A 20,107-nucleotide genomic window follows, 5' to 3' on the forward strand; every position below is an offset into this window, starting at 1 on the left:
AGGCGTGCGCCTTGATCAATCAGGCACCGCCACATCGCCGTCCGAACAACACGAAGCGGTAGCCTCATGAATAGGACGGGTTAAGACTCGAGGCTGCGGAAAACGCTCACTGGTCGATCAAAGCGACGAGACGTGAGATTAAGGCTACCAGAGTCTCACGAGGACGATGACCGGTTTCTTTTTCGCCTCGCGATAGCGACGTAGGTTCTCTCCCATGTAATCATCAGGATGTTCTTTCATCTTCGTCAGCGTATTGGCTTTCTGCTTGGCGACGAAGCTAGCCGAGATTTTCGAATATTCGCCCATGTCGAGGCGTTGCTCGAAGTTGAGCAGGTCCCAGTTCGCCAGATAATCATCCCATGAGAGGTCCGCGACGAGGAGCGCTGCTTGTTCGAGGGTTCCGTTCATGGTCTATCACTGGAGTGGGCGCGGCGTCCGGTCGAAATCATCACGATGGCTTCGTCGGCTCTGTTGCATCATTTTCTTTCCCCTTGAGATGGACTCCCTCGGAGTGGAAGGCTTTACAGCAGCGGCAGCTGCCTCCTCTCGCGCTCGCGAATACGCGACGCAGCCGCCAGAGCTTGCTGAGCTGCACCGATAGCTCGGCGATATTCGGAAGTTCGCCGACGCTCAGCACGTTCGAATGACATATTCACTTCGTCGAAGAAGACTGAAGCGTAGATGGCCGACGCCATAGCGCGGAGAACTTCGTCATGAGCAAGAGGGCGGGTCCGATTCGTCATTCGATACCGCTAGAACAAAATAGGAACATTCAGCAAGTCGGGTAAGCTCAGAATATTTCAGAATGGGAGGCCGGGCTGGGTCGACGGTGGTGTCACATCATGGATTTCATGCACGACATAAATTGGCTTACTGACCGCGAGGCCATGAGCAGTCAGCCGCACGGTTTCTGTCATGCTGACCTCGAGGACGGTGTTTGGCGGCGCGGATATCCGGTTTGCTTGAAAATTCGGCGACCCACTTTGCTGTCTGGTTATCCATCTCTGCATCTATCGCGCGGCCCTGATATAGCAGAGACCATCGCGCGCCGCACTCGTATTGAGGACACTTGATCCGAACGGCACCGCGGATTTTTGACGCACTCTCGGTTTGGTCCTCTTCCGGTGTGATGGGCGGGGCCGAACGGATGGCGAGCGCTTCGTCCTTCTCGATCTGGGTGACCGGCTTCTCATCATGCAGGAAAGTGATATCTTCGTAGCCATCGTGTTCAAGGGGCTTCAGCACGCCTCGCACATTCTTCTGGACATCCTGATCGACGAGTAGCCGTGCGGTCTCGGTCGGCACGACTATCCCATGCGCATCGCCCGCAATGTTGATGATGGTCGTTCCAGTCTGATCGCCGGTCGAGAACGTCACTGCCGGCGAGGTGTCTCCCTTGCCGTAGATCCGCTTGAGGAGGGCGAATAAGCCGAGCCCGCTGCCACCGATGATGCCGATCCATTCGGCGATCTCTTTGGCCGTTGCGAGGTCCCTGTGACCGAGTAGCGTGGCTGCCTGGTTGAGGACCGATTGCACGAGGCTCAGGTCAAGCTGGAAGCACTGCTGCTCGACATCAGCATCGACCATGACGCGAATAGCGACTGCCTCGCCGTTGAACTTGCGATTGGCGATCTGAACGATCTCGGCCATAGCGAGCAGTGCGGGCGCCAGCTCCTGCACGTCCATCTCATGACCGATCAGAGCGGGGCCGTCGTATCGGATACGGGTCCGCACGTGTTTCGTCAGATCTACCATCGTTATGGATTATTCGGTAATCGACGGCTCAGGAAGGATCGGAGGAGTTGAGTCCGCGTAAGTGAGCCAGTGGGCCCAGATCGCGTGCGTGCGCGCTCGGGACAGTCTGGCCGAGCAATCGGCAGCCATGGTTCTAGCTATCGAACCCGGATACCAATTCGTGAACACCGCTCCGCATTCGGAATCCCGGTATTTGATCCAGGCCCGTTGAGCGTCACGGAGTTCGGTGCGCGCTTGGTGGTAGTCCTCGCCCTGTTCTTTAAGACGGTCCATTGCTGCCGTGTAGTAGCGGTTCAATTCCGCATCGGCATCATCTGCCAGTGCATTCGCCTGGCTGAGCGCTGCAGCTGCAAGCGTGAGAGCGTAGAGCATAATGGATTGTCCCCTCAGTGCGTTGTCCGTTGAATAGCAGCGGGTGAGGGCGGACGCTACTGGATCGTCACTCCGCTCGGTCGGCCGAGCAGATACGAACACGTCTTTGTTCGAATGAGATCGCCAAATCGCAGAGGCGGCTCTGGCATCGATCTGACTATGCCAGTGCGGATCCTCGTGCCGTTTTCCCAGCGGTTGAGTTTATCAAACCATACATCGCCGACAATTACGGGCCAATTGTCACCCTTGTTGTCGCGCATGTCGCACAGGGACCAATCCATGATGCAGGCATCGTAATGCCCTTTCTTCTCTTCATCTTCCATAGCGCCGCATGGGCGCCGAATCACCCTTCTGCGGTTAGCAGTGGAGATACCCTCTCCTCGGAACGCATCGGACGAATTAGCAGTGCGAAGTGCTAACCGGGTCTAGCGCCTCGATGGAGAAAAACATCGATTTATCAAGGGAGTAAATGGTGGACGCACTAGGGCTCGAACCTAGGACCCGCTGATTAAGAGAAGGGAATTTCGAAGGGAAATTTCCATTTTATACAGGTATCTAGCTGCGTCTTTGCACTTTCGAACTTAATATCGAGCAACACCGAAAACCAACGATTCACAAGAGGCAACGGCACAGTTTCACGTCCACCTAGGACCTGCTGATGTTCACGGCACAAGTTGGGATTCCATAGAAGGTATGCTTCCAGCTTGATTTCGAACTGTCACCCTTTGCCCATGCCCAACTGATCGGCCAATGTTGCGGCGGTGACGATGCGGCTTGATCCATGACGTTCGAGCGCGAGCAGATCGTCCTTGTTTCCCGTGACGAGCCAATCGGCTCTCCCCGCATCGCATAGGCCAAGGAGAAAATCATCCCGGGGATCGGGCGATCGTCTTACATGGGGAAGGGCGGTGGGCATGTCCGCCACCAACCCAATTTGGTTTACCAAACGTCCAACCTCGGCGGGACGGACCAGGACGCGTATCTTATCCCGCCGCGAAACATCCCGGATTTCATCGATTTGGAGCGCATGGCTGACGAGCACGAACCGGCGATCCAGCCATGTTTCTATGAGGCGGGCAGGAATACCGTTGGGGGATATGAGCCCGCTCAACAGCACATTTGTATCGAGAATGACGCGCACGTGTTAGTGATGGTCCTGTGCCCAGAAAGACTGCCGAGCGGCGCCGACTTCTTCATCGATCAGCCGTTCCAGCTCGTCCGGATCAGCATCTGCATTGCGAGCCTGAATATCCCGGACGGTTTCCCGCAGGACTTCTCGATTGACCGCATCCTCTACGAAGCGAGACATATCGCCCTTCTTGCCGCCACGCGTAGCCAGCAAGGTGCGAAGAGCAATGTCCGTTTCCCGCGATACTTTCAAACTCCACCGAGCCAACTCGCTCATAAGCCACCTATGCGTTTATGTGTCTAAACGTATATATCTACTCGTGCACTTTTATCAAGGGAAGCCCTTGCCCGGTAAGGAAAGCTCCCCATTCGGCGTCCCACTTCCTCATCGCCGGTGGTATAGAAGTTAAGAAGCCTGAGGCGTAGAATCCTGAGCTTTGGTCGCCCGCCGCGACCTCCTTGTGATGGAGATCTGAGCGAGAATTGTTGTCAGCAAGGCAAGTCCAATCAGCCCAAGAATGCCGTCGACGATCAAGGCCATTCCATCGCGGCTCTCCATGATAAGAGGATGGATGAGGGCAAGAGCGATCAACAATCCGGCGGTTCCGGCGCGTCCGATCCGCGACAGCGCAGCGGGTGGAAACAGGGTGGCCACGCCAAGCGCCGCAATGCTGACTATACCCCAAGTCCAGATCAAGGGCGCGACCAGGGAGGTAAACAAGGACGCCATCGCGGCGCATGCCAGCGCGACGGGTTGTCCCCACACGGTCGCGGTCCAGAGGCGCTCCCAATGGGGTGCCGGACGCCCCTTGTCGCGCCGCCGTGCCAGCCAGATATTGACACCTCCTACCGCCAAGTAGGCGAGGCTGACGCCCAGTAAGCCGTAGGCGATTTTGATCGCAACGCCGCCGAACCAGCCGAAATGCAGAAGCCCGAGAGACCCCAGAATCTGCTGACCGAGATTGTTGTCCGCGGCCTTGTGTTCATAATAGAGCTTGCCTGTCCGATCGAAGGCATAGCTATCCGCACTAGCGAGCCGTGAGGAACCGTCCTCCATTTCGAACATCGCGGCCGCGCCTTTTTCCATCGGGTGCTCGACGATGATATAGTCGATGCGAGCCGATGTCCGTTGGGTCACTTTTTCGAACAGCGGCCCGATATCTAGCGGGGGCGCTGGCCGTGCGTCCTCCACGGGACTGGGCTCGATGAAAATGGCATAGACCTTGGCTGTGTCGCCATTGAATACGGCAAAGCCGAGCGCGCCGATGATGAGGGTGCTCAGGCCCAGCAATGCTCCCGTCAACGAAACCGTGATGTGAAAGGGCAGGGCCCATACGCCGATGCGGTTGTGCAGGTCTGCTTCTTGCAGGCGCCGCGAACCGCCCAGCCGTAGGTGAAAGGCGTCGCGAAAAATACGCGGGTGGGCCAGCAGTCCCGAAATGAGCGAAGAGAGCAGTGCCACCCCGGCCAGCCCGACGATGAGGATGCCCCAGCTTTGCGGCAGATGCAGGTTGATGTGCAGCCGCGTCAGAAATTCGGTCCAGCTCTGGCGCAGTTCGCCCGTGATGCGGCCGGCGCTATCGGCGATCCACGTGGTCTGCGTGCCGTCCTCGGCATCGACCCGCAGTGTCGGCCACGGGCGATCCTCGCTCGGCATGATGATAAGAACGTGCTCGACCGGTCCATCGACGCGGTCCATCGCGGTGCGATAGGCGGTCTGGGCCGCCTTGCCGGACAAACTGTCCATGCGCGGTGCGTCGGGATTTTCCCAGCGCTGGAATTCAGTGGCGAAGACCGCGATCGCGCCGGTCAGGCAGACCAGATAGAGAATGGCCGCGAAGGCAAGGCCGAGACCGCTATGTCCCTTGAGAACGGCGCGCACGAGATCGGACGACGGAAATGCCGAGCCATTTTTCCGCTTCGTCATGCGAATCCCCGGAGCATCGCCGCGCCAAAGCCGACCACGGCTGTTCCGACCAGCACACCGGTCGCACGCAGGATGCGGCTGTCGGCCAGAGTCCAGGCCATCGCTCCGCCCCAGGCCACGGGCACGATCAAGCCACCGACCAGCAGGCGGGTTTGCGGTTCCCCCGGTGCCCAGACGGCATAGCTGATGCCGAGTGCCATTGCCGCGATCATGCCGACCGGACCCGCCAGCGCCCAGCGCAGTGCTGTGCGCCAGGCGCTGGGTGCGCGTTCCGCGGGTTCAGGCGCCAATCCTTCGCGCGCCGCTCGGCTCGCCCTGACTGGCCGGAGCGTATATCCCGAGACGATGACGCCGAAGGCCGCGATCGACAGCAGCGTCAGCGCGATGAATGGGCCGCGCGCTTCTCCCAGGAGCCACGTGGGCCACAGGACGCTAAGTGCCAGCAGCCCAAGCCCGCCACATCGCCACGGCGCTTTACCGGTCTTGAGGCTCCAGGCCCTTCGGAGCATCCATGCCCCCACGGCTGTCTCACAGAGAATGACCGTTACCGCGCCACAAAGCGCCAGACCGTTCAAAACCCGGCTTCCAGTATCACGCCAACGTTGCGCGGCGCACCGATGATGGCAAAGTTGGTGTGGTTGTTGACGTACTGATTGTATTTCTCATCGAACAGGTTGTTGGCGAACAGCGACACGCTCCAATGTTCAGCGTCATAACCGATCTTCGCATTGACCAGTGTCCGGGCGCCGACACGGTTATCCGCTTGCGGGATCGATACGTCAGTAAAGACTGCGCTGCGATAGCTGGCGTTCAGATTGGCGTTGAAGCCTCCACCGAAACGCACATTGGCCCCGCCCGCCAGCGTCCATTTGGGAGCGTAAGGAAATTCCAGACCGGACAGGTCGGTGATCGAGCCGACATTGGTCACGAACTCGTCGAATTTGGTGCGCGTATGGCCCACGCTCGCATACCAGTCGAAGACCGCAGACACACGGTGCGCCAGTTCCAGTTCAAACCCGTAGAGGTGTGACTTGCCGGCATTAACCGTGTGTGTGTCGTAGGTGCCGTTACCGAAGTTGGCGATGGTCTGCTGGTCGGTCCAGTCGATGTAGAAGGCGTTGGCGTTCACCGTCAGGCGGCCGTCAAGCCAGGCCGAACGCAGCGACAGTTCATAGTTCCAGGTGAACTCGGGGTCATAGGGAAAGAGCTGCGAGCGGGCGGTGTTGAATCCGCTTCCCCCGGAGCGGTAGCCGCGCTGGACGACGAAGGCGGTGGCAAGGTCGGGTGTCCATGCCATCTCAATCCCACCTTTCGGCAGGAACGCATTGAAAGTGCGCGTGCCCACGGGCGCCGAACCGCTTGCGTCGTCGACAAGTCCCAGGACCGCGGCATTGACTCCGACGAAAGCCGGAGCAAGCGGGCCATAGGCAGCCGGGTCGGGCAGGGTGCCCACGAATGTGGCGATAGCCTCGCCGCCGATCCTGTTCTTTTCGCGGTCGTAGCGGAAGCCACCGAGCAGCGAGAGCCGGTCGGTCAGGCGATAGCGCGCGTCGGCAAATACGGCCATCGTTTCGACCTTGGTCGGGAAATCCGAGGTGTAGTCGACGGGGATATTGGGCAGCGCGGCGGTGTAGAGCGCCGCGACCTGCGCCGCGGTTTCGGCGCCCAGAGTACCTGTCAGCAGGTTTGCGATGGTCGGTCCAGGCGTCGGCACCAGCGTCACCTGGTGAGAGCGACGGTACTGGTCGCGACTATAATAGAACAGCCCGACAAGGCCGCTCAGCCGATCACTTTCATAATTGAGGCGCAGTTCCTGCGTGAACGTGTCCGCTCCGCCTGCGATGTCGCTATAGGCTATGCTCGCAGCGGAAAAGTCGCCGTCGTATTTGCGGACGAAGTCGGTGTCGGTCCATGTGCCGAGTGCGCTCAGCGACAGGCCGCTGCCAAGGTCGTAGCGCAAATCCAGGGCGATCTGGTCGTTGTCGACGTCACTGCTGTTGGGATAGTCGGACGGATTGGTCCGATTGTCGAAATAGTCGCCGACTGACCGGTCGACATAGGTAAAGAGATAGCCGCCCTTCGTCTCGAAATGATGATAGCCCAATCGCGCCTCGAAGTCAGGCAGCGCCGATGGCGTCCACAGGAGCTTGCCCCGGATCGAGGAGGAATCCACACCGCTCTCCGGTTCGTTCCGGGTGATGTTGCGGATATATCCATCGGAATCGCGCTTTTCCGCCGAGACGCGGAAGGCGAGTTCGCCCGGCACGAGCGGTCCGCCGCCCGCAACCGCGAACTGCGTCGTATCGAAGGAAGATACGAGCACGCGGCCTTTCAGGCCCCAATCGAAGGTTGGATCCTGCGTGCGGATATGCACCGCGCCGGCCAGCGCGTTGAGGCCTTGAATGGTCGATTGCGGGCCCCTGAATATTTCGACCTGCGCCACGTCCCACATATCGGTCGGGCCATTCGAAAGCACATCCTGCGGAACCGGCGCGCCATCCACGAACACCGTCGCCGTGGCCGCGTCCCCGCCGCCTGAAACACCGCGTTGATCGATACCGCGGATCGAGAAACCTGACGAGCCATAGGTTTCCGACAAGTTGGCCGTGCGTTGATACACTTCCTGGATCGTGAGGATATTCTCCTCGGCCAGCCGTTTGTCGGTCGTCACGCTCACCGAGGCCGTTGTTTCCTGAAGACTGCGCGATGCCTTTTCGCCGGTCACGATAATCACGTTCGGGTCATCCGCTGGCGGCACATCTTCAGCCAACGCGGTCGACGGCACAGCCGAGATGACGAGCAGTGTTGTGGACAGCAACCAGTGATGTTTCATGTTTCCCCCTTGTGACGGGGGCGCCCTAATCTGACTCGCTATTGCGAGTCAATTGCATTTAGGCTTTTGCCGACGTCATTGGGGCTGGGCTTCCGTTGTACACCAGATGTTCGATCCATAAGTCGCAACACGACGGGCTACATCCTCCGCGCGCTCAAGGGATCGAAGAGCCGCGCAGTGCCGTGGCTGGATGATGGAAAATAGAAATGCACGAAACTGGCGGTGAGTGAACCGCTGCGAAAAATCGGCTCGCCCTCCCGTCCCTGAGTGTTCCCCGCCGTCGCAATGGGGGTAAGCGGCGTCTGCATCCGCGCGTAATGAAAAGTGTGGCCGCGCAGGGTTTCGCCGTCCAGGACCGTTCGTTGTAGACCAAGCGCAGCAAGCCGAGGCTGCATGATGGCGCTTCCGGGCAGGATGGCGGCAAGTGACCGGCGAGTGCCATCGTGCAGCTCCATAGCATCCAGACAGTACAACATGCCGCCACATTCGGCGAGGATGGGCTTATTCGCGCTGTGATGACTGCGTACCGATTCCAGCATGGATCGATTGCCAGCCAGCGCATTCAGATGAAGTTCCGGATAGCCGCCCGGCAGCCAGAGCGCATCGCATTGAGGCAAGGCCTCATCCCTCAACGGTGAGAAGAACGATAACCGTGCGCCCATCGCTTTCAGGCACTCCAGATTAGCCGGATAGATAAATCCGAACGCCTCGTCGCGGGCGATGGCTACACATACGCCCTCCAGCAACCTTTGCGGCTTCCCTTGTTCGGTGGACCGGGCGAACGCGACCGCGGCGGGCAGTTGGCATGCGGTAGCAGGAAGATGAGCGACGACGTTTTCCAGCCGTGTGTCCAGGTCCTTGATTTCGCCAGCTTGCACCAAGCCAAGATGGCGCTCCGGAACCGAGAAGCCGGCATCGCGGGGCAGGGCGCCCAGCCATTCGATCGTGGGCGGAAGGCTTGCCTTCAACATTTCCGCATGGCGTTCGCTACCAACGCGATTGGCCAGTACCGCCGTCAGATTCACATCTGGGCGGTAGCTGGCCAGTCCGTGCGCGAGCGCCCCGAATGTTTGTGCCATGGCCGAACCATCGACGACCGCCAGAACCGGCAGACCGAAGCGCACGGCGAGATCGGCAGCGGACGGATCGCCATCGAATAGTCCCATGACCCCTTCGACCAGAATGACGTCCGATTCCATGGCCGCCTGGTGCAACAGGCGATGGCATTCATCTTCGCCAACCATGAATAGGTCGAGTTGATAAACCGGTGCGCCGCTCGCCTGTTCGAGGATCATCGGATCGAGAAAATCCGGGCCGCATTTGAACACACGGACGCGCCGCCCGGCCTTGCGGTGAAGGCGCGCCAGCGCAGCCGTCACCAAGGTCTTGCCTTGCCCCGAGGCCGGGGCCGAGACCAGAAAGGCTGGGCAGCGCGCCACTTCCGTCACAGGTCGATGCCCTGCTGTGCGCGCACGCCCGCGCGAAAGGCGTGCTTTTCGTCACGGATGGCGCTGACCGTGTCGGCCAGGTCGATCAGATCGGCATGTGCCGCCCGACCGGTGATGACGACATGCTGCATCTCCGGTCGATCCCGGATCGGCGGCAGAACCTCGTCTAGCGACAGGTAGCGATAGTTGACCAGATAGGTCAGCTCATCAAGCACCACCAGCGAGATAGAAGGATCGGCCAAGGCCTGTCTGGCCTTTTTCCAACCGGCCCGCGCAGTGGCGATGTCGCGCCGCAGATCCTGCGTTTCCCAGGTAAAGCCTTCACCGCAGTTCTCCCAGATCACGCCGGCCTGACGGGACAGGAAAGCGCGTTCGCCGACATCCTCCTTGCCCTTGATGAACTGGAACACCGCCGCCGTCCGGCCATAGCCGAGCATTCGCGCGACCATGCCGAAAGCGCTGGAGGACTTTCCCTTGCCATTACCGGTCAGGACCAGCACCAGCCCTTTGTCGATCGTGGCAGCGGCGATCTTCGCATCGACCACTGCCTTGTGCTTGCGGGTGCGTTCCTTGTGGCGCCGCTCCTTCTCGGAAAGTTCTTCGCAGCCGCTCACTGCGAATGTCCGCGACGCAGTTCAGGACGTGCGGTGAGCAGCAACGCCCACAGTGCCGCTGCAACGCCGGTCCACATCACACTCGATGTCAGCGAAAACGGGAAATAGCGGGCGATACGCGGCAGGAACTCAGCGATAGTAGGATCGGGAAAGCGCCCGCCGAGGAAGTAGAAACCCCCGCTGGAGAAAAGGTGGGATACGAACGTGGCTGCCACCAGTAGAACGGCAATCGCGGGGAGCGACTGCAGGCGCTCGGGCATGAGGGCGGCATAGCGACCCGCCATCCACATCACGGCATAGGCCGGGATCAGCATGGCGTAGGCAGGGGTGTAGCAGAAATCCGATACACCAAGGATCGAGATCGACACCACGTCGATCACATAACCCAGCGCGAAGAGCGCGGCGAAGGCTGTGAAACGCCGCACGAAGTATCCCAGCACGAAATAGCTGGCGAGCGCCGTGCTCGGGATGTGGACCAGATGCGTCAGGGCATGCGATCGCGTGAGCAGCATCACGGCGGCAAGGATGCCGAAAACCGTCAGTTCGAAGCGGTTGAATTGCAGAGCGGGTGAACGATTCATCGTCGGTATCTCCGTTAGAGTCAGGAGGAATGCGTCTGATCGCGCGCCAACACAGCGCGCGTGGGAGCCAAGGACTAATGCCCCGGAAGGTTCAGCGTTTTGGCATGGACTTCACAGGCTCCCTTCGACGCGACACACAGATGTCGTCCGCCAAGGGAAGCTCCCCGCCTATGCGAGGCCCTCGTCCGCCCGGTTCATCCCGCCCGCGCGAAGGAACGACGGTATCGGGCCGGTTTCCTGACTTCCGGTTCGCCGCGCTTTTCGCCGCCTTCTCGGGGTAAAACCCAATGGCATGAGGCGATGCGCTCACCGGTTACAGTTGCGGGAGCAGTGCCGGCCTAGGCGACATTCGCCGCCTTCCGGACTTCCCGATTAAGCCCTTTCGGGCACCCGTTACATTGCAGCGACTACGCAAGCTTGCAGCGCTTCGCAAGTATATTGCACTTGCACACATCCGATCGCCGCGATAGTTGCGGCGTCGCGACAGGTTCCCCCGCAAGGGATCAAAAGGGAACCGGGTGAGAAACCCGGGCTGCCCCTGCAACTGTAAGCGGCGAGCCATCAGGCCATTACGCCATTGGGACTCACCAGTCCTGAGAAGGCGGCCGGACCGGCACCGACCCGCGAGCCAGGAGACCTGCCTGACGCGGTCGTTCTTCATCCGGGCAGGGTGCACCGGGTGTTCGAGGGCCCTGCGATAAACAGGGTCATCCCTCGCGCAACGACAGCCACCGCCTTGCCGGCCAGTTCCGTGCGAGGGGCGTCGTTTCGTGCCCGATCCGGGCGTGTGGGGCCGTTCCTTCGTGCTGAATGCAACCGGCGGGCACAACGCCGTTTGCATGAAGGGACCCGTCCCATGTTCAGATTTTTTCGTATGGCCTCCGTCCCGGCCATTCCCGTCCTCGTCTCCATCGTATTCACAAGCGCCGCGCGGGCCGAGGAAGCACCCGATAGCAGTATCGTCGTCACAGCCCTTCGAACGCCGGTGCCGCAGGACCGTGTGTCCTCGAGCGTCACCGTGCTCGACGAGGCGGCGATTGTCGAAAACCAGTCGATCACGCTGACCGACATCCTGCTGCGCACGCCCGGCATCAACCTGTCACGCAATGGGGGCTACGGCACCACAACAAGCTTGCGCATCCGTGGCGCCGATGGCGGTCAAACGGTGATGGTCCTCGACGGGATGCGCCTGTCCGATCCTTCCTCCACCGCGGGCGGATTCGGCTTTGCCAATCTCTTCCTCGACGATGCCGAACGGATCGAGATCTTGCGCGGCCCACAGTCGATCCTGTGGGGTAGCGATGCGATCGGCGGAGTGGTCAACGTCACCACCCGCAAGCCCGAAAAGTCGCTGGAGGGCAGCTTTGCGGCCGAAGGCGGCAGCCACGAGACATTCTCCGCCCGTGCGGGCGTGGGGGGCACCAGCGATGCTTTGGACTGGCGGCTGGCCGGTTCGACGTTCACCACCGATGGTATCTCCGCGCGTGCGGGCGGCACCGAGGACGACGGCTACCGCCGCAACGCCGCCAGCGGCACCGTCACCGCGCTTCTGGCGCCCCATGTCTCGCTTGACCTACGCGGATATTATTCCGACGCCCGCAACGATTTCGACAGTTTCGCCGGGGATTCGCCCAGCTTTGGTCTGACAAAGGAATGGTCCGGCTACGTCGGCCTGAATTTTGCTCTGCTGGGCGGGCGGTTCACCAATCGCCTTGCAGTGATGCAGTCGGTGACCGATCGTAGAAACTACGACCCCACCCGCGATGTTCGCCCGCTCAATTTCGACGCACACGGCCGAGTACGCCGTTTCGAATACCAGGGCACCTACAGCTTTTCCGATGCGATCCAGTTTCTGTTCGGGGCGGAGCGCGAGGAGCAGCGGATGACGACAGCCTCGCCCGCCAACAGCAGCACCCCATATGACAAGACCCCACACAGGGCCGACACCAACAGCGTCTATGGACAGCTCCGCGTAACACCGGTGACAGGATTTACGCTCGACGGCGGAGTGCGATACGATCATCAGTCGCGGTTCGGCGGCAACACAGTGATGAGCACCGGCGCGGCCTATACCCCCAATGATGGCGCAACCGTCCTGCGGGCCAGTTACAGCGAAGGGTACAAGGCACCTTCGCTCTACCAGATGTTCAGCGCCTATGGCGTTGCGGATCTTGGCCCGGAAAAGGCCAAGGGCTGGGAAGTGGGCGCGGAGCAGACCCTGGGCCAGATCTTCCGCGTTTCAGCCACCTGGTTCGAACGCGATACCGACAACCTGATAGATTTTGCCTATTGCCCCACCAGCGGCACCTTGCCCGATGCGTGCAACATTCCGGGCACCTCCACGACCCGCTTCGGCTATTATGCCAATATCGACAAGAGCCACACGCGGGGCCTCGAACTGGCCGCTGCCGCACGCTGGAAACTGCTCTTCGCCAATGCCAACTATAGCTGGATCGAGGCGGAAGACCGTACGCCGGACAGTAACACCTATGGCCGTCAGCTCGCCCGCGTGCCGCGCCATCTGGCAAATGTCGAAGTGGGTGTGGAACTTCTCTCCGGCCTGCGCGGCAGCTTGGCCGCGCGCTATTCGGGCCGGACATTCGACAGCGCCAGCGGCACGGGGATGCTGAACGATTACTGGCTATTCGACGTGCGTGCGCAGTGGCCGGTTACCGATGGGCTGCTTCTGCAGGGCCGGATCGAGAACCTGGCGGACAAGAGCTATCAGACTGCGAGCGGCTACGCCGCACTCGGCCGGACGTTCTACGTCGGCTTCAGGAGTCGCTTCTGATGCTGCGCGCGGCCGCGCCCGGAGCTGCGATAGTGGTTTGCTCTACCTGCCGCTTCAGCGCCGCTGCGCGCGAGGACGAAGGTGGGCGGCGCGGTGGCGCACTGCTCGCCGAAGCCATGCGAGCGCTGCAGGCAGACGAACCGGATCTTGCAGGTGTGGCGGTGCAGGAGATGCCCTGCTTGTTTGCGTGCAAGCGCCACTGCGTCGTCCTTATCCGCGCGCCGGGCAAGGTAGCCTACGTACTGGGCGACTTCGCGCCGGATCGCGAGGCAGCCCGCGCCATTCTGGAATATGCCTCGCATCATGCCGCCAGTGATGAAGGTGTGGTGCGCTACGCCGACTGGCCCGATGGCGTGAAGGGTCATTTCATCACTCGTACTCCGCCCGAGGGACACCTGTGCACATGATCCACTTTGACGATCACGCTGCCTTTTCGGCGACTCTACGCGCTCTGCCTGTCCCGGACGAGGCTGCCATCGCGGCTGCGCGCGCGCGTCAATCCGAACTGACCAAGCCCGCCGGATCGCTAGGACGACTGGAGGACATCGCGACGTTCATGGCTGGCTGGCAAGGCACGTCGCGCACCCGGATAGACCGCGTGCAGGCTGTGATTTTCGCGGGCAACCACGGCGTTGCCGCCCACGGGGTCAGCGCTTTTCGGGTCGAGGTGACAGCGCAGATGGTCGCCAATTTCAAGGCGGGAGGGGCTGCTATCAACGCGCTGTGTCGCGCCGGCGGGGTTGAGCTGTCAGTCGTCCCGCTCGATCTCGACCGCCCCACTGGTGACATCTCGCGCGAAGCTGCCATGAGCGAGGCGGAATGTCTGGCGGCGCTGAACGCGGGGGCAGGGGCCGTCAGCCCGGACACGCACCTGCTGGTGGTTGGCGAAATGGGCATTGGCAATACGACGCCCGCCTCTGCTTTGTGCGCCGCCGCTTTCGGCGGAGGCCCGGCGTTGTGGTGCGGCAGTGGATCGGGGATCGACAGTCATGCCATGGCGCGCAAGGTCCGTGCCGTGGAGCAGGCTCTGACCCTGCACCTGAGCGATTGCAGCGATGCTTTCGAGACGCTGCGCCGTCTTGGCGGGCGTGAGATTGCGGCGATGGCGGGCGCGATCCTAGCCGCCCGGCTACTTCGCATGCCGGTGCTGTTGGACGGCTTCATAGCCTGCGCCGCGATTGCGCCGCTCGTTGCCCGGATGCCGGGATTTACCGATCATTGCCTTGCCGGGCACTGCTCGGCCGAAGCTGGACATGTGCGGCTGCTCGAACATTTCGGGCTGGCGCCGTTGCTCAATCTGGGAATGCGGCTGGGGGAAGGCTCGGGCGCCGCCACCGCCGTTCCGATCGTGCGCGCGGCGCTGGCCACGCACAACGAGATGGCGACCTTCGCCGAAGCTGAGGTGGCCGGCGGATCGTGAGTGAACGTATCGTCCATTTGCTGCGCCACGGCCCGCCTGTGCGCACCGGGCTTCTGCTCGGCCATTTGGACGAGCCTCCGCTCGTCAACGATTGCCCCGTCATGCTGCGCAGGGTCGCAGATTTGCGCCTTCGAGGGATCGTAAGCTCGGATCTGCGCCGCGCCAGGCTGCAGGCAACGCATCTCGCCGAAAGATGCAGCATTCCACTGACATGCGATCCGCGCTGGCGCGAACTGAACTTCGGTGCGTGGGATGGATTGCTATCCAGCGTCGTAGATAACGCCGCCCTTTCTCGCTTCTGGCAAGACCCCGACGGCAACGCACCACCACGGGGTGAACGCTGGACGGACTTGTGCCAGCGCGTAGACGAGAGCTTGACCGGGCTCGCAACGGCAACGCTGGTGGTCACGCATGCCGGCGCCATGCGCGCTGCGCTTTCGGTGCTGACCGGGCTTGACCACCATGCGGTTTGGGCGATCGATCTGCCCTACCGTGCACTCGTCTCCCTGCGGATATGGTCCGGCGATCCGCCGTCCGGCCAGATCATCGGGCTCGAAACGGGATATAGCGAATGAAAGCGCTGATCCTCGCCATCCAGCTCATGACGCGGGTGCCGCTGCCCGCGATCGCCACCAGCGAACAGGACGTTGCGCGGGCGATACGCTGGTTTCCCGTCGCCGGCATCTTAGTCGGACTTTGCGTGGCCGTTGCGGCATGGGCAGGCCTGCGTCACGATCCCTGGGCAGGCGCAGTCGCGGCATTGCTCGGCTGGGTGGCGATAACCGGCGCGCTGCATCTTGATGGTCTTGGCGACATCGCCGATGCCGCCGGTGCGGCCCATGAAAAACCGGAGCGGCTTTCCGCCGTTCTGGCGGACCCGCATATAGGCAGCTTCGGCGTCACTGCCATATGCCTGCAACTGATCGCAAAGCTGGTTCTGCTGCGACTAGCGATGGAAGCGGTCCCGCTCGTGGTGCTGGCCGCCGTTCCCGTCGCGGCGCGGATCGGGCCGCTGGTCTGGGCGCTGACTCTGCCGCCGCTGCACAGCGGCATGGGAACAAGTTTTGGTGCTGGGGCCAGCCGGACTGTCTGTGCGATATGGCTTGTGGTGCTTTGCGTATCGGCATGGTGGACCGGACCCATGCTGCTTGTCGCCCTTGCCGCCATTCCTTTGTGGAGCCTGTGGCTGCGTCGGAAGATCGGCGGTATCTCGGGCGATGGCCACGGAGCCGGTATAGAGGTGGTCGAAACCGTCACCCTGGCCGCACTGGTCCTTTTCGCATGAGTGCGTTTGTCACCCACGGTGGCCGTCTGGACGAGGCCTGCGCCCACTTTGGCGGCGATCCGGCCGACTGGCTGGATCTGTCCACCGGCATCAATCCCTGCTCATGGCCCGGCGTCGACGCAATCCAGCTGGATTGGCGGGCCTTGCCCGATACAGGCGCGCTCAGGCGGCTTGAAGAAGCCGCCGCCGCGCATTTCGGCGCCGATCCGGCCCTGTGCTGCGCAGTTCCCGGAAGCGAAGCGGGCCTGCGGGCGCTTGGGCGGATTCTCGACATGCCCGCCCGTCATGTCCCGCTTGCTTACGGAACATACGCGAAAGCATTCACCAGTCCGCCACCGGACCATACCGGGCCTACAGCCCTGATCGTCGCCAATCCGAACAACCCGGACGGGATGCTCCACCCACGCGAATACCTCTTATCCGCATTGGAGAGGCAGGAGCGGGACGGGGGATGGCTGATCGCCGATGAGGCCTTTGCCGATTGCCACCGGGATGCAAGTATCGCGGGCGATGTCGCCAATGGTCGTAACCTTGTCGTGACACGTTCATTCGGCAAGTTCTTCGGGCTTGCGGGGGTTCGGCTCGGCTTCGTCTTGGCGCCCGCGCCGCTGCTGGCGGAATTGCGCAAGCTGCAAGGCGACTGGCCGGTCTGCTCCGCCGCATTGGCCTTTGGCAGCGAAGCCTATATCGACAGGCGTTGGATTGAAAAGGCTCGCACAGACCTGCCGGAAAGGGCGCGCCGGCTCGACGCGGTTCTGACGCGCCACGGGCTGGAGCCAACGGGCGCTTGCCCGCTCTTCCGGTTGGTCGAAATTCCCAATGCGATAGGCCTGTTTTCTTCGTTGGCGCAGGCCCATATCCTGACGCGCCCTTTCGCAAACCATCCGCGCCTGTTGCGCTTCGGGCTCCCTGCCGATGGCATGCAACTGGCGCGACTGGATGCCGCTCTGACCTGCTGGTTCCGCGATGCTTGAACCTTTCGCCATCGGCGCGCTGGCGCTGGATGCCGCGCTTGGCTGGCCGGCCTTGCTCTATCGACGGGTCGGTCATCCGGTGGGGGCCTTCGCGCGGATAATCGCGGCGTGTGAAACCCGATGGAATCGTCAGGATTATACAACCCTGCGACGGCGCCTTGCGGGTGTTGCCGCCATGCTGGTGTTGATCCTGGCAAGCGGCGGGACCGCCTTTGCCGTCGAATGGAGTATACGCGCTTTGGCCGGCGCATGGGCCTGGTTGCCGCTGGCATTCGCAGCATGGCCCGCACTGGCGCAGCGCAGCCTTTACGATCACTACCGGCCGGTGGCGAAAGCGCTGAGCAAACACGATCTGATCGCGGCGCGGACGGCTGTTGGACGGATCGTCGGCCGCGATACCGGCGCCCTCGACAATGCCGGTGTGTCCCGTGCGGCGATCGAAAGTCTTGCGGAAAGCTTCTGCGACGGCGTGATTGCGCCGCTGTTCTGGTTATGCGTGCTCGGCCTGCCCGGAGTGTGGGTCTACAAGGCGATCAACACGGCAGACAGTCTGATCGGGCATCCGGAAGAGCCGCTGCGTAACTATGGTTGGGCGGGGGCACGGATCGACGATCTTGCCAACGCCATACCCGCGCGGCTGAGTGCGATCCTGATCTGTCTGGCAGGTATCAAAGGCGCAGGGAACGGGTGGCGCGTCATGTGGCGCGATCATGGTCGGCATGCGTCACCTAATGCCGGATGGCCCGAATCGGCCATGGCAGGATTTCTCAACGTACGGCTTGCCGGTCCGGTCCGGTATGATGGCATTGTGTCGGCGAAGCCATGGATCGGCGATGGCGACGAAGCGAATGCGGAAACGGTGCGGCGGGCAGGGGGCATTTATATCCGGGCCTGCGTGCTCGCGTGGTTTGCAGTGGGGGCGGCGACGTGGCTGGTGTGATGTTGCAGGGAACCGGGTCGGACGTCGGCAAATCGGTGCTGGTGGCGGGGCTGTGTCGGGCCTTGTCCAACCGGGGCTTGAAGGTGCTGCCGTTCAAGCCGCAGAACATGTCGAATAATGCGGCCGTAACCGCCGATGGCGGCGAAATCGGACGTGCGCAAGCGCTGCAGGCGATTGCCGCGCGGGCGGAACTGCACACGGATATGAATCCCGTGCTGTTGAAGCCGCAGGCGGACCGGACATCGCAACTGATCGTCCACGGCACGGTACGAGGCACTCTTGATTCGGCGCGCTTCCGTGAAGATCGATGCAGCCTGATGCCGGAAGTGCTGGAAAGTTGGCGGCGCCTGTCCCGGCAATGCGATTTGGTGATCGTAGAGGGCGCGGGGTCGCCGGCCGAAATCAACCTACGCGCTGGCGACATCGCCAATATGGGCTTTGCCCGCGCGGCCAATGTACCGGTAGTGCTGGTAGGGGATATCGACAGGGGCGGGGTGATCGCCTCGCTAGTAGGGACGCGGACAGTGTTGGATCCTGACGATGCGGCGATGATCCGGGGTTTCATCGTCAACAAGTTCAGGGGCGATCCGGCGCTGTTCGACGATGGCTATGCTGCCATTGCGCAGCGCACCGCCTGGCGCGGCTTTGGCGTGGTGCCTTGGCTGAGTGCCGTCACCCGCCTGCCCAGCGAGGATGCCGTCGTGCTCGAGCGCGGGCTCTCTCCCACAAGCGGCCGGACGCTGATCGCCTGCCCGATGCTGCCGCGCATCGCCAATTTCGATGATCTCGACCCGCTCAAGGCTGAAAAGGACGTGGATGTCGCGATGGTCCCGCCGGGCGAACCGATACCGCCCGCGGCGGACCTGATCGTCCTGCCCGGGTCAAAAGCGACCATCGCCGATATGGCGTTTGTGCGTGAACAGGGCTGGGACATCGATATCCTTGCTCACCGCCGACGTGGCGGCCCAATACTGGGGCTATGCGCGGGCTACCAGATGCTGGGCCGAGCGATTGCCGATCCGCATGGCATAGAGGGCGTGCCGGGAGAGATCGCCGGGCTCGGCCTGCTCGATCATCGTACGACCCTTGGGACCCAAAAGACATTGCGGCGGGTACGCGGGACCGCACTGGGGGCCGACTTCGAAGGCTATGAAATGCATATGGGCGAGACGCATCATGCAACGATCGACCGTCCGTTTGCCGTGCTCGATGGCGAGCGTCCCGATGGCGCTATATCCGCGGATGGGAATGTCATGGGGACATATTGCCACGGCCTCCTCGCCTCGGGCCACCTACGCCGCGCGCTGCTGGAAAAGATCGGCGCGAGGTCCGACGCCCGAGATCACGGACAATATGTGGACGCGGCGCTGGACGAACTGGCCCAGGACCTTGAAAGCCATGTCGATATCGATGGCCTGATAGCGCTGGCGGCGCTGGCGGCGGAATGACGCGGCTGTTCGTCATCGGCGGCGCGCGATCGGGGAAGAGCGCCTATGCGCAAGAGCGTGTCGAGGCGGTGCCGGGGCGCCTTGGCTTCATTGCCACGGCCCAGGCACTTGATCGGGAAATGGAGCAGCGCATTGCGCGCCATCGCGAGGATCGCGGAGCACGATGGCGTACATTCGAGGTTTCCATCAATCTTCCCGATGCGCTTGGCGAAGCAGCAAGATCGTCGGACGCGGTGCTGATCGATTGCCTCACGCTATGGCTGTCGAACCTGATGCTGGCGGAATGCGATGTGGACACGATGACCCGGGGGCTTGTCTCGGCAATAGCGGCTTGTCCCGTTCCACTGGCGTTGGTGGCCAATGAGGTCGGCATGGGCATCGTACCGGAGAACGCTCTCGCGCGACGATTTCGTGATGAAGCGGGACGATTGAACAAGGTGATCGCAGCAATCGCGCAGGAAGTAGTGCTCGTTACTGCAGGAATCCCGCTCTTCCTCAAGGGCGCGGCAATGGAGACCGACTGAGAGCAATCGGCCCCTACGTCCTATTTGGCGTGCGAAGCCGGGTGGAAGATTGGCGGGAAAATTGCGG

The 20,107-nt window shown here is 61.9% G+C and carries 21 protein-coding genes and 2 riboswitches; of the genes, 9 read left to right on the plus strand and 12 right to left on the minus strand.

Going from position 1 to position 20,107, the window contains the following annotated elements; genetic code table 11:
* Positions 1-144: 144 nt before the first annotated feature.
* The 12 genes from K4G67_RS16225 to K4G67_RS16280 form a co-directional block, all read right to left on the minus strand.
* Positions 145-408, minus strand: coding sequence for a hypothetical protein (locus K4G67_RS16225; protein WP_239807307.1), 264 nt, complete (start codon positions 406-408; stop codon positions 145-147).
* A 462-nt stretch (positions 409-870) separates the two neighbouring features.
* Positions 871-1,755 carry an LAPAL motif-containing putative phage structural protein gene (locus K4G67_RS16230; protein WP_239807308.1) on the minus strand — a complete coding sequence of 295 codons (885 nt, stop codon included), beginning with the start codon at positions 1,753-1,755 and terminating at the stop codon, positions 871-873.
* A gap of 9 nt (positions 1,756-1,764) precedes the next feature.
* On the minus strand, positions 1,765-2,127 hold the full coding sequence (locus K4G67_RS16235) for a lysozyme inhibitor LprI family protein (protein WP_239807309.1): 363 nt from the start codon (positions 2,125-2,127) through the stop codon (positions 1,765-1,767).
* Between the two features lie 56 nt (positions 2,128-2,183).
* On the minus strand, positions 2,184-2,450 hold the full coding sequence (locus tag K4G67_RS16240) for a hypothetical protein (RefSeq protein WP_239807310.1): 267 nt from the start codon (positions 2,448-2,450) through the stop codon (positions 2,184-2,186).
* A gap of 395 nt (positions 2,451-2,845) precedes the next feature.
* A complete protein-coding gene (locus tag K4G67_RS16245; protein WP_239807311.1) occupies positions 2,846-3,268 on the minus strand; it encodes a putative toxin-antitoxin system toxin component, PIN family in 423 nt (140 codons plus the stop codon).
* Positions 3,269-3,271: 3 nt separating this feature from the next.
* Entirely contained in the window at positions 3,272-3,532 is a 261-nt protein-coding gene (locus K4G67_RS16250) for a ribbon-helix-helix domain-containing protein (protein WP_239807312.1), read from the minus strand.
* Positions 3,533-3,661: 129 nt separating this feature from the next.
* Positions 3,662-5,182 carry a PepSY-associated TM helix domain-containing protein gene (locus K4G67_RS16255; protein ID WP_239807313.1) on the minus strand — a complete coding sequence of 507 codons (1,521 nt, stop codon included), beginning with the start codon at positions 5,180-5,182 and terminating at the stop codon, positions 3,662-3,664.
* On the minus strand, positions 5,179-5,757 hold the full coding sequence (locus tag K4G67_RS16260; protein ID WP_239807314.1) for a hypothetical protein: 579 nt from the start codon (positions 5,755-5,757) through the stop codon (positions 5,179-5,181). Before K4G67_RS16260 ends, K4G67_RS16255 begins: the two co-directional genes overlap by 4 nt.
* The gene (locus tag K4G67_RS16265; protein WP_239807315.1) at positions 5,754-8,015 is read right to left on the minus strand and encodes a TonB-dependent receptor; all 2,262 of its coding nucleotides are present in this window, start codon (positions 8,013-8,015) and stop codon (positions 5,754-5,756) included. The genes K4G67_RS16260 and K4G67_RS16265 overlap by 4 nt, the downstream gene beginning before the upstream one ends.
* Positions 8,016-8,152: 137 nt before the next feature.
* Positions 8,153-9,463 (minus strand): cobyrinic acid a,c-diamide synthase CobB, encoded by a 1,311-nt coding sequence (locus tag K4G67_RS16270; protein WP_239807316.1) that lies wholly within the window; start codon positions 9,461-9,463, stop codon positions 8,153-8,155.
* Complete coding sequence (cobO, locus tag K4G67_RS16275) at positions 9,460-10,077, minus strand: cob(I)yrinic acid a,c-diamide adenosyltransferase (RefSeq protein WP_239807317.1); 618 nt, start codon at positions 10,075-10,077, stop codon at positions 9,460-9,462. Before cobO ends, K4G67_RS16270 begins: the two co-directional genes overlap by 4 nt.
* Positions 10,074-10,658 (minus strand): hypothetical protein, encoded by a 585-nt coding sequence (locus K4G67_RS16280; protein WP_239807318.1) that lies wholly within the window; start codon positions 10,656-10,658, stop codon positions 10,074-10,076. Before K4G67_RS16280 ends, cobO begins: the two co-directional genes overlap by 4 nt.
* 210 nt (positions 10,659-10,868) lie before the next feature.
* Positions 10,869-11,067, minus strand: a riboswitch (cobalamin riboswitch).
* Between the two features lie 59 nt (positions 11,068-11,126).
* Positions 11,127-11,317, plus strand: a riboswitch (cobalamin riboswitch).
* 197 nt (positions 11,318-11,514) lie between these two features.
* On the opposite strand from K4G67_RS16280, the gene K4G67_RS16285 reads away from it, so the two are divergent.
* The 9 genes from K4G67_RS16285 to cobU are packed head-to-tail and all read left to right on the plus strand — an operon-like array spanning position 11,515 to position 20,040.
* Positions 11,515-13,449, plus strand: coding sequence for a TonB-dependent receptor plug domain-containing protein (locus tag K4G67_RS16285; RefSeq protein ID WP_239807319.1), 1,935 nt, complete (start codon positions 11,515-11,517; stop codon positions 13,447-13,449).
* Entirely contained in the window at positions 13,449-13,856 is a 408-nt protein-coding gene (locus K4G67_RS16290; protein WP_239807320.1) for a DUF1636 domain-containing protein, read from the plus strand. Before K4G67_RS16285 ends, K4G67_RS16290 begins: the two co-directional genes overlap by 1 nt.
* The gene (gene cobT, locus K4G67_RS16295; protein ID WP_239807321.1) at positions 13,853-14,869 is read left to right on the plus strand and encodes a nicotinate-nucleotide--dimethylbenzimidazole phosphoribosyltransferase; all 1,017 of its coding nucleotides are present in this window, start codon (positions 13,853-13,855) and stop codon (positions 14,867-14,869) included. Before K4G67_RS16290 ends, cobT begins: the two co-directional genes overlap by 4 nt.
* On the plus strand, positions 14,866-15,444 hold the full coding sequence (locus K4G67_RS16300; protein WP_239807322.1) for a histidine phosphatase family protein: 579 nt from the start codon (positions 14,866-14,868) through the stop codon (positions 15,442-15,444). Before cobT ends, K4G67_RS16300 begins: the two co-directional genes overlap by 4 nt.
* A complete protein-coding gene (locus K4G67_RS16305; protein ID WP_239807323.1) occupies positions 15,441-16,154 on the plus strand; it encodes an adenosylcobinamide-GDP ribazoletransferase in 714 nt (237 codons plus the stop codon). The genes K4G67_RS16300 and K4G67_RS16305 overlap by 4 nt, the downstream gene beginning before the upstream one ends.
* On the plus strand, positions 16,151-17,128 hold the full coding sequence (locus K4G67_RS16310; RefSeq protein ID WP_239807324.1) for a threonine-phosphate decarboxylase: 978 nt from the start codon (positions 16,151-16,153) through the stop codon (positions 17,126-17,128). The genes K4G67_RS16305 and K4G67_RS16310 overlap by 4 nt, the downstream gene beginning before the upstream one ends.
* Complete coding sequence (gene cbiB / locus K4G67_RS16315; RefSeq protein WP_239807325.1) at positions 17,121-18,068, plus strand: adenosylcobinamide-phosphate synthase CbiB; 948 nt, start codon at positions 17,121-17,123, stop codon at positions 18,066-18,068. The genes K4G67_RS16310 and cbiB overlap by 8 nt, the downstream gene beginning before the upstream one ends.
* Positions 18,056-19,516 (plus strand): cobyric acid synthase, encoded by a 1,461-nt coding sequence (locus K4G67_RS16320; protein ID WP_239807326.1) that lies wholly within the window; start codon positions 18,056-18,058, stop codon positions 19,514-19,516. The genes cbiB and K4G67_RS16320 overlap by 13 nt, the downstream gene beginning before the upstream one ends.
* The gene (gene cobU, locus K4G67_RS16325; protein ID WP_239807327.1) at positions 19,513-20,040 is read left to right on the plus strand and encodes a bifunctional adenosylcobinamide kinase/adenosylcobinamide-phosphate guanylyltransferase; all 528 of its coding nucleotides are present in this window, start codon (positions 19,513-19,515) and stop codon (positions 20,038-20,040) included. The genes K4G67_RS16320 and cobU overlap by 4 nt, the downstream gene beginning before the upstream one ends.
* The last annotated feature ends 67 nt before the right edge of the window (positions 20,041-20,107 follow it).

Origin of the sequence: Croceicoccus hydrothermalis (assembly GCF_022378335.1) — a bacterium.
GTDB classification, from domain to species: Bacteria; Pseudomonadota; Alphaproteobacteria; order Sphingomonadales; family Sphingomonadaceae; genus Croceicoccus; species Croceicoccus hydrothermalis.

Bases quoted from the DNA above. Each gene is read 5' to 3' on its own strand.
- K4G67_RS16225 (WP_239807307.1), bottom strand. From the start codon at position 408: ATGAACGGAACCCTCGAACAAGCAGCGCTCCTCGTCGCGGACCTCTCA.
- K4G67_RS16230 (WP_239807308.1), bottom strand. From the start codon at position 1,755: ATGGTAGATCTGACGAAACACGTGCGGACCCGTATCCGATACGACGGC.
- K4G67_RS16235 (WP_239807309.1), bottom strand. From the start codon at position 2,127: ATGCTCTACGCTCTCACGCTTGCAGCTGCAGCGCTCAGCCAGGCGAAT.
- K4G67_RS16240 (WP_239807310.1), bottom strand. From the start codon at position 2,450: ATGGAAGATGAAGAGAAGAAAGGGCATTACGATGCCTGCATCATGGAT.
- K4G67_RS16250 (WP_239807312.1), bottom strand. From the start codon at position 3,532: ATGAGCGAGTTGGCTCGGTGGAGTTTGAAAGTATCGCGGGAAACGGAC.
- K4G67_RS16255 (WP_239807313.1), bottom strand. From the start codon at position 5,182: ATGACGAAGCGGAAAAATGGCTCGGCATTTCCGTCGTCCGATCTCGTG.
- K4G67_RS16265 (WP_239807315.1), bottom strand. From the start codon at position 8,015: ATGAAACATCACTGGTTGCTGTCCACAACACTGCTCGTCATCTCGGCT.
- K4G67_RS16280 (WP_239807318.1), bottom strand. From the start codon at position 10,658: ATGAATCGTTCACCCGCTCTGCAATTCAACCGCTTCGAACTGACGGTT.
- K4G67_RS16285 (WP_239807319.1), top strand. From the start codon at position 11,515: ATGTTCAGATTTTTTCGTATGGCCTCCGTCCCGGCCATTCCCGTCCTC.
- K4G67_RS16290 (WP_239807320.1), top strand. From the start codon at position 13,449: ATGCTGCGCGCGGCCGCGCCCGGAGCTGCGATAGTGGTTTGCTCTACC.
- cobT (WP_239807321.1), top strand. From the start codon at position 13,853: ATGATCCACTTTGACGATCACGCTGCCTTTTCGGCGACTCTACGCGCT.
- K4G67_RS16305 (WP_239807323.1), top strand. From the start codon at position 15,441: ATGAAAGCGCTGATCCTCGCCATCCAGCTCATGACGCGGGTGCCGCTG.
- K4G67_RS16310 (WP_239807324.1), top strand. From the start codon at position 16,151: ATGAGTGCGTTTGTCACCCACGGTGGCCGTCTGGACGAGGCCTGCGCC.
- cbiB (WP_239807325.1), top strand. From the start codon at position 17,121: ATGCTTGAACCTTTCGCCATCGGCGCGCTGGCGCTGGATGCCGCGCTT.
- cobU (WP_239807327.1), top strand. From the start codon at position 19,513: ATGACGCGGCTGTTCGTCATCGGCGGCGCGCGATCGGGGAAGAGCGCC.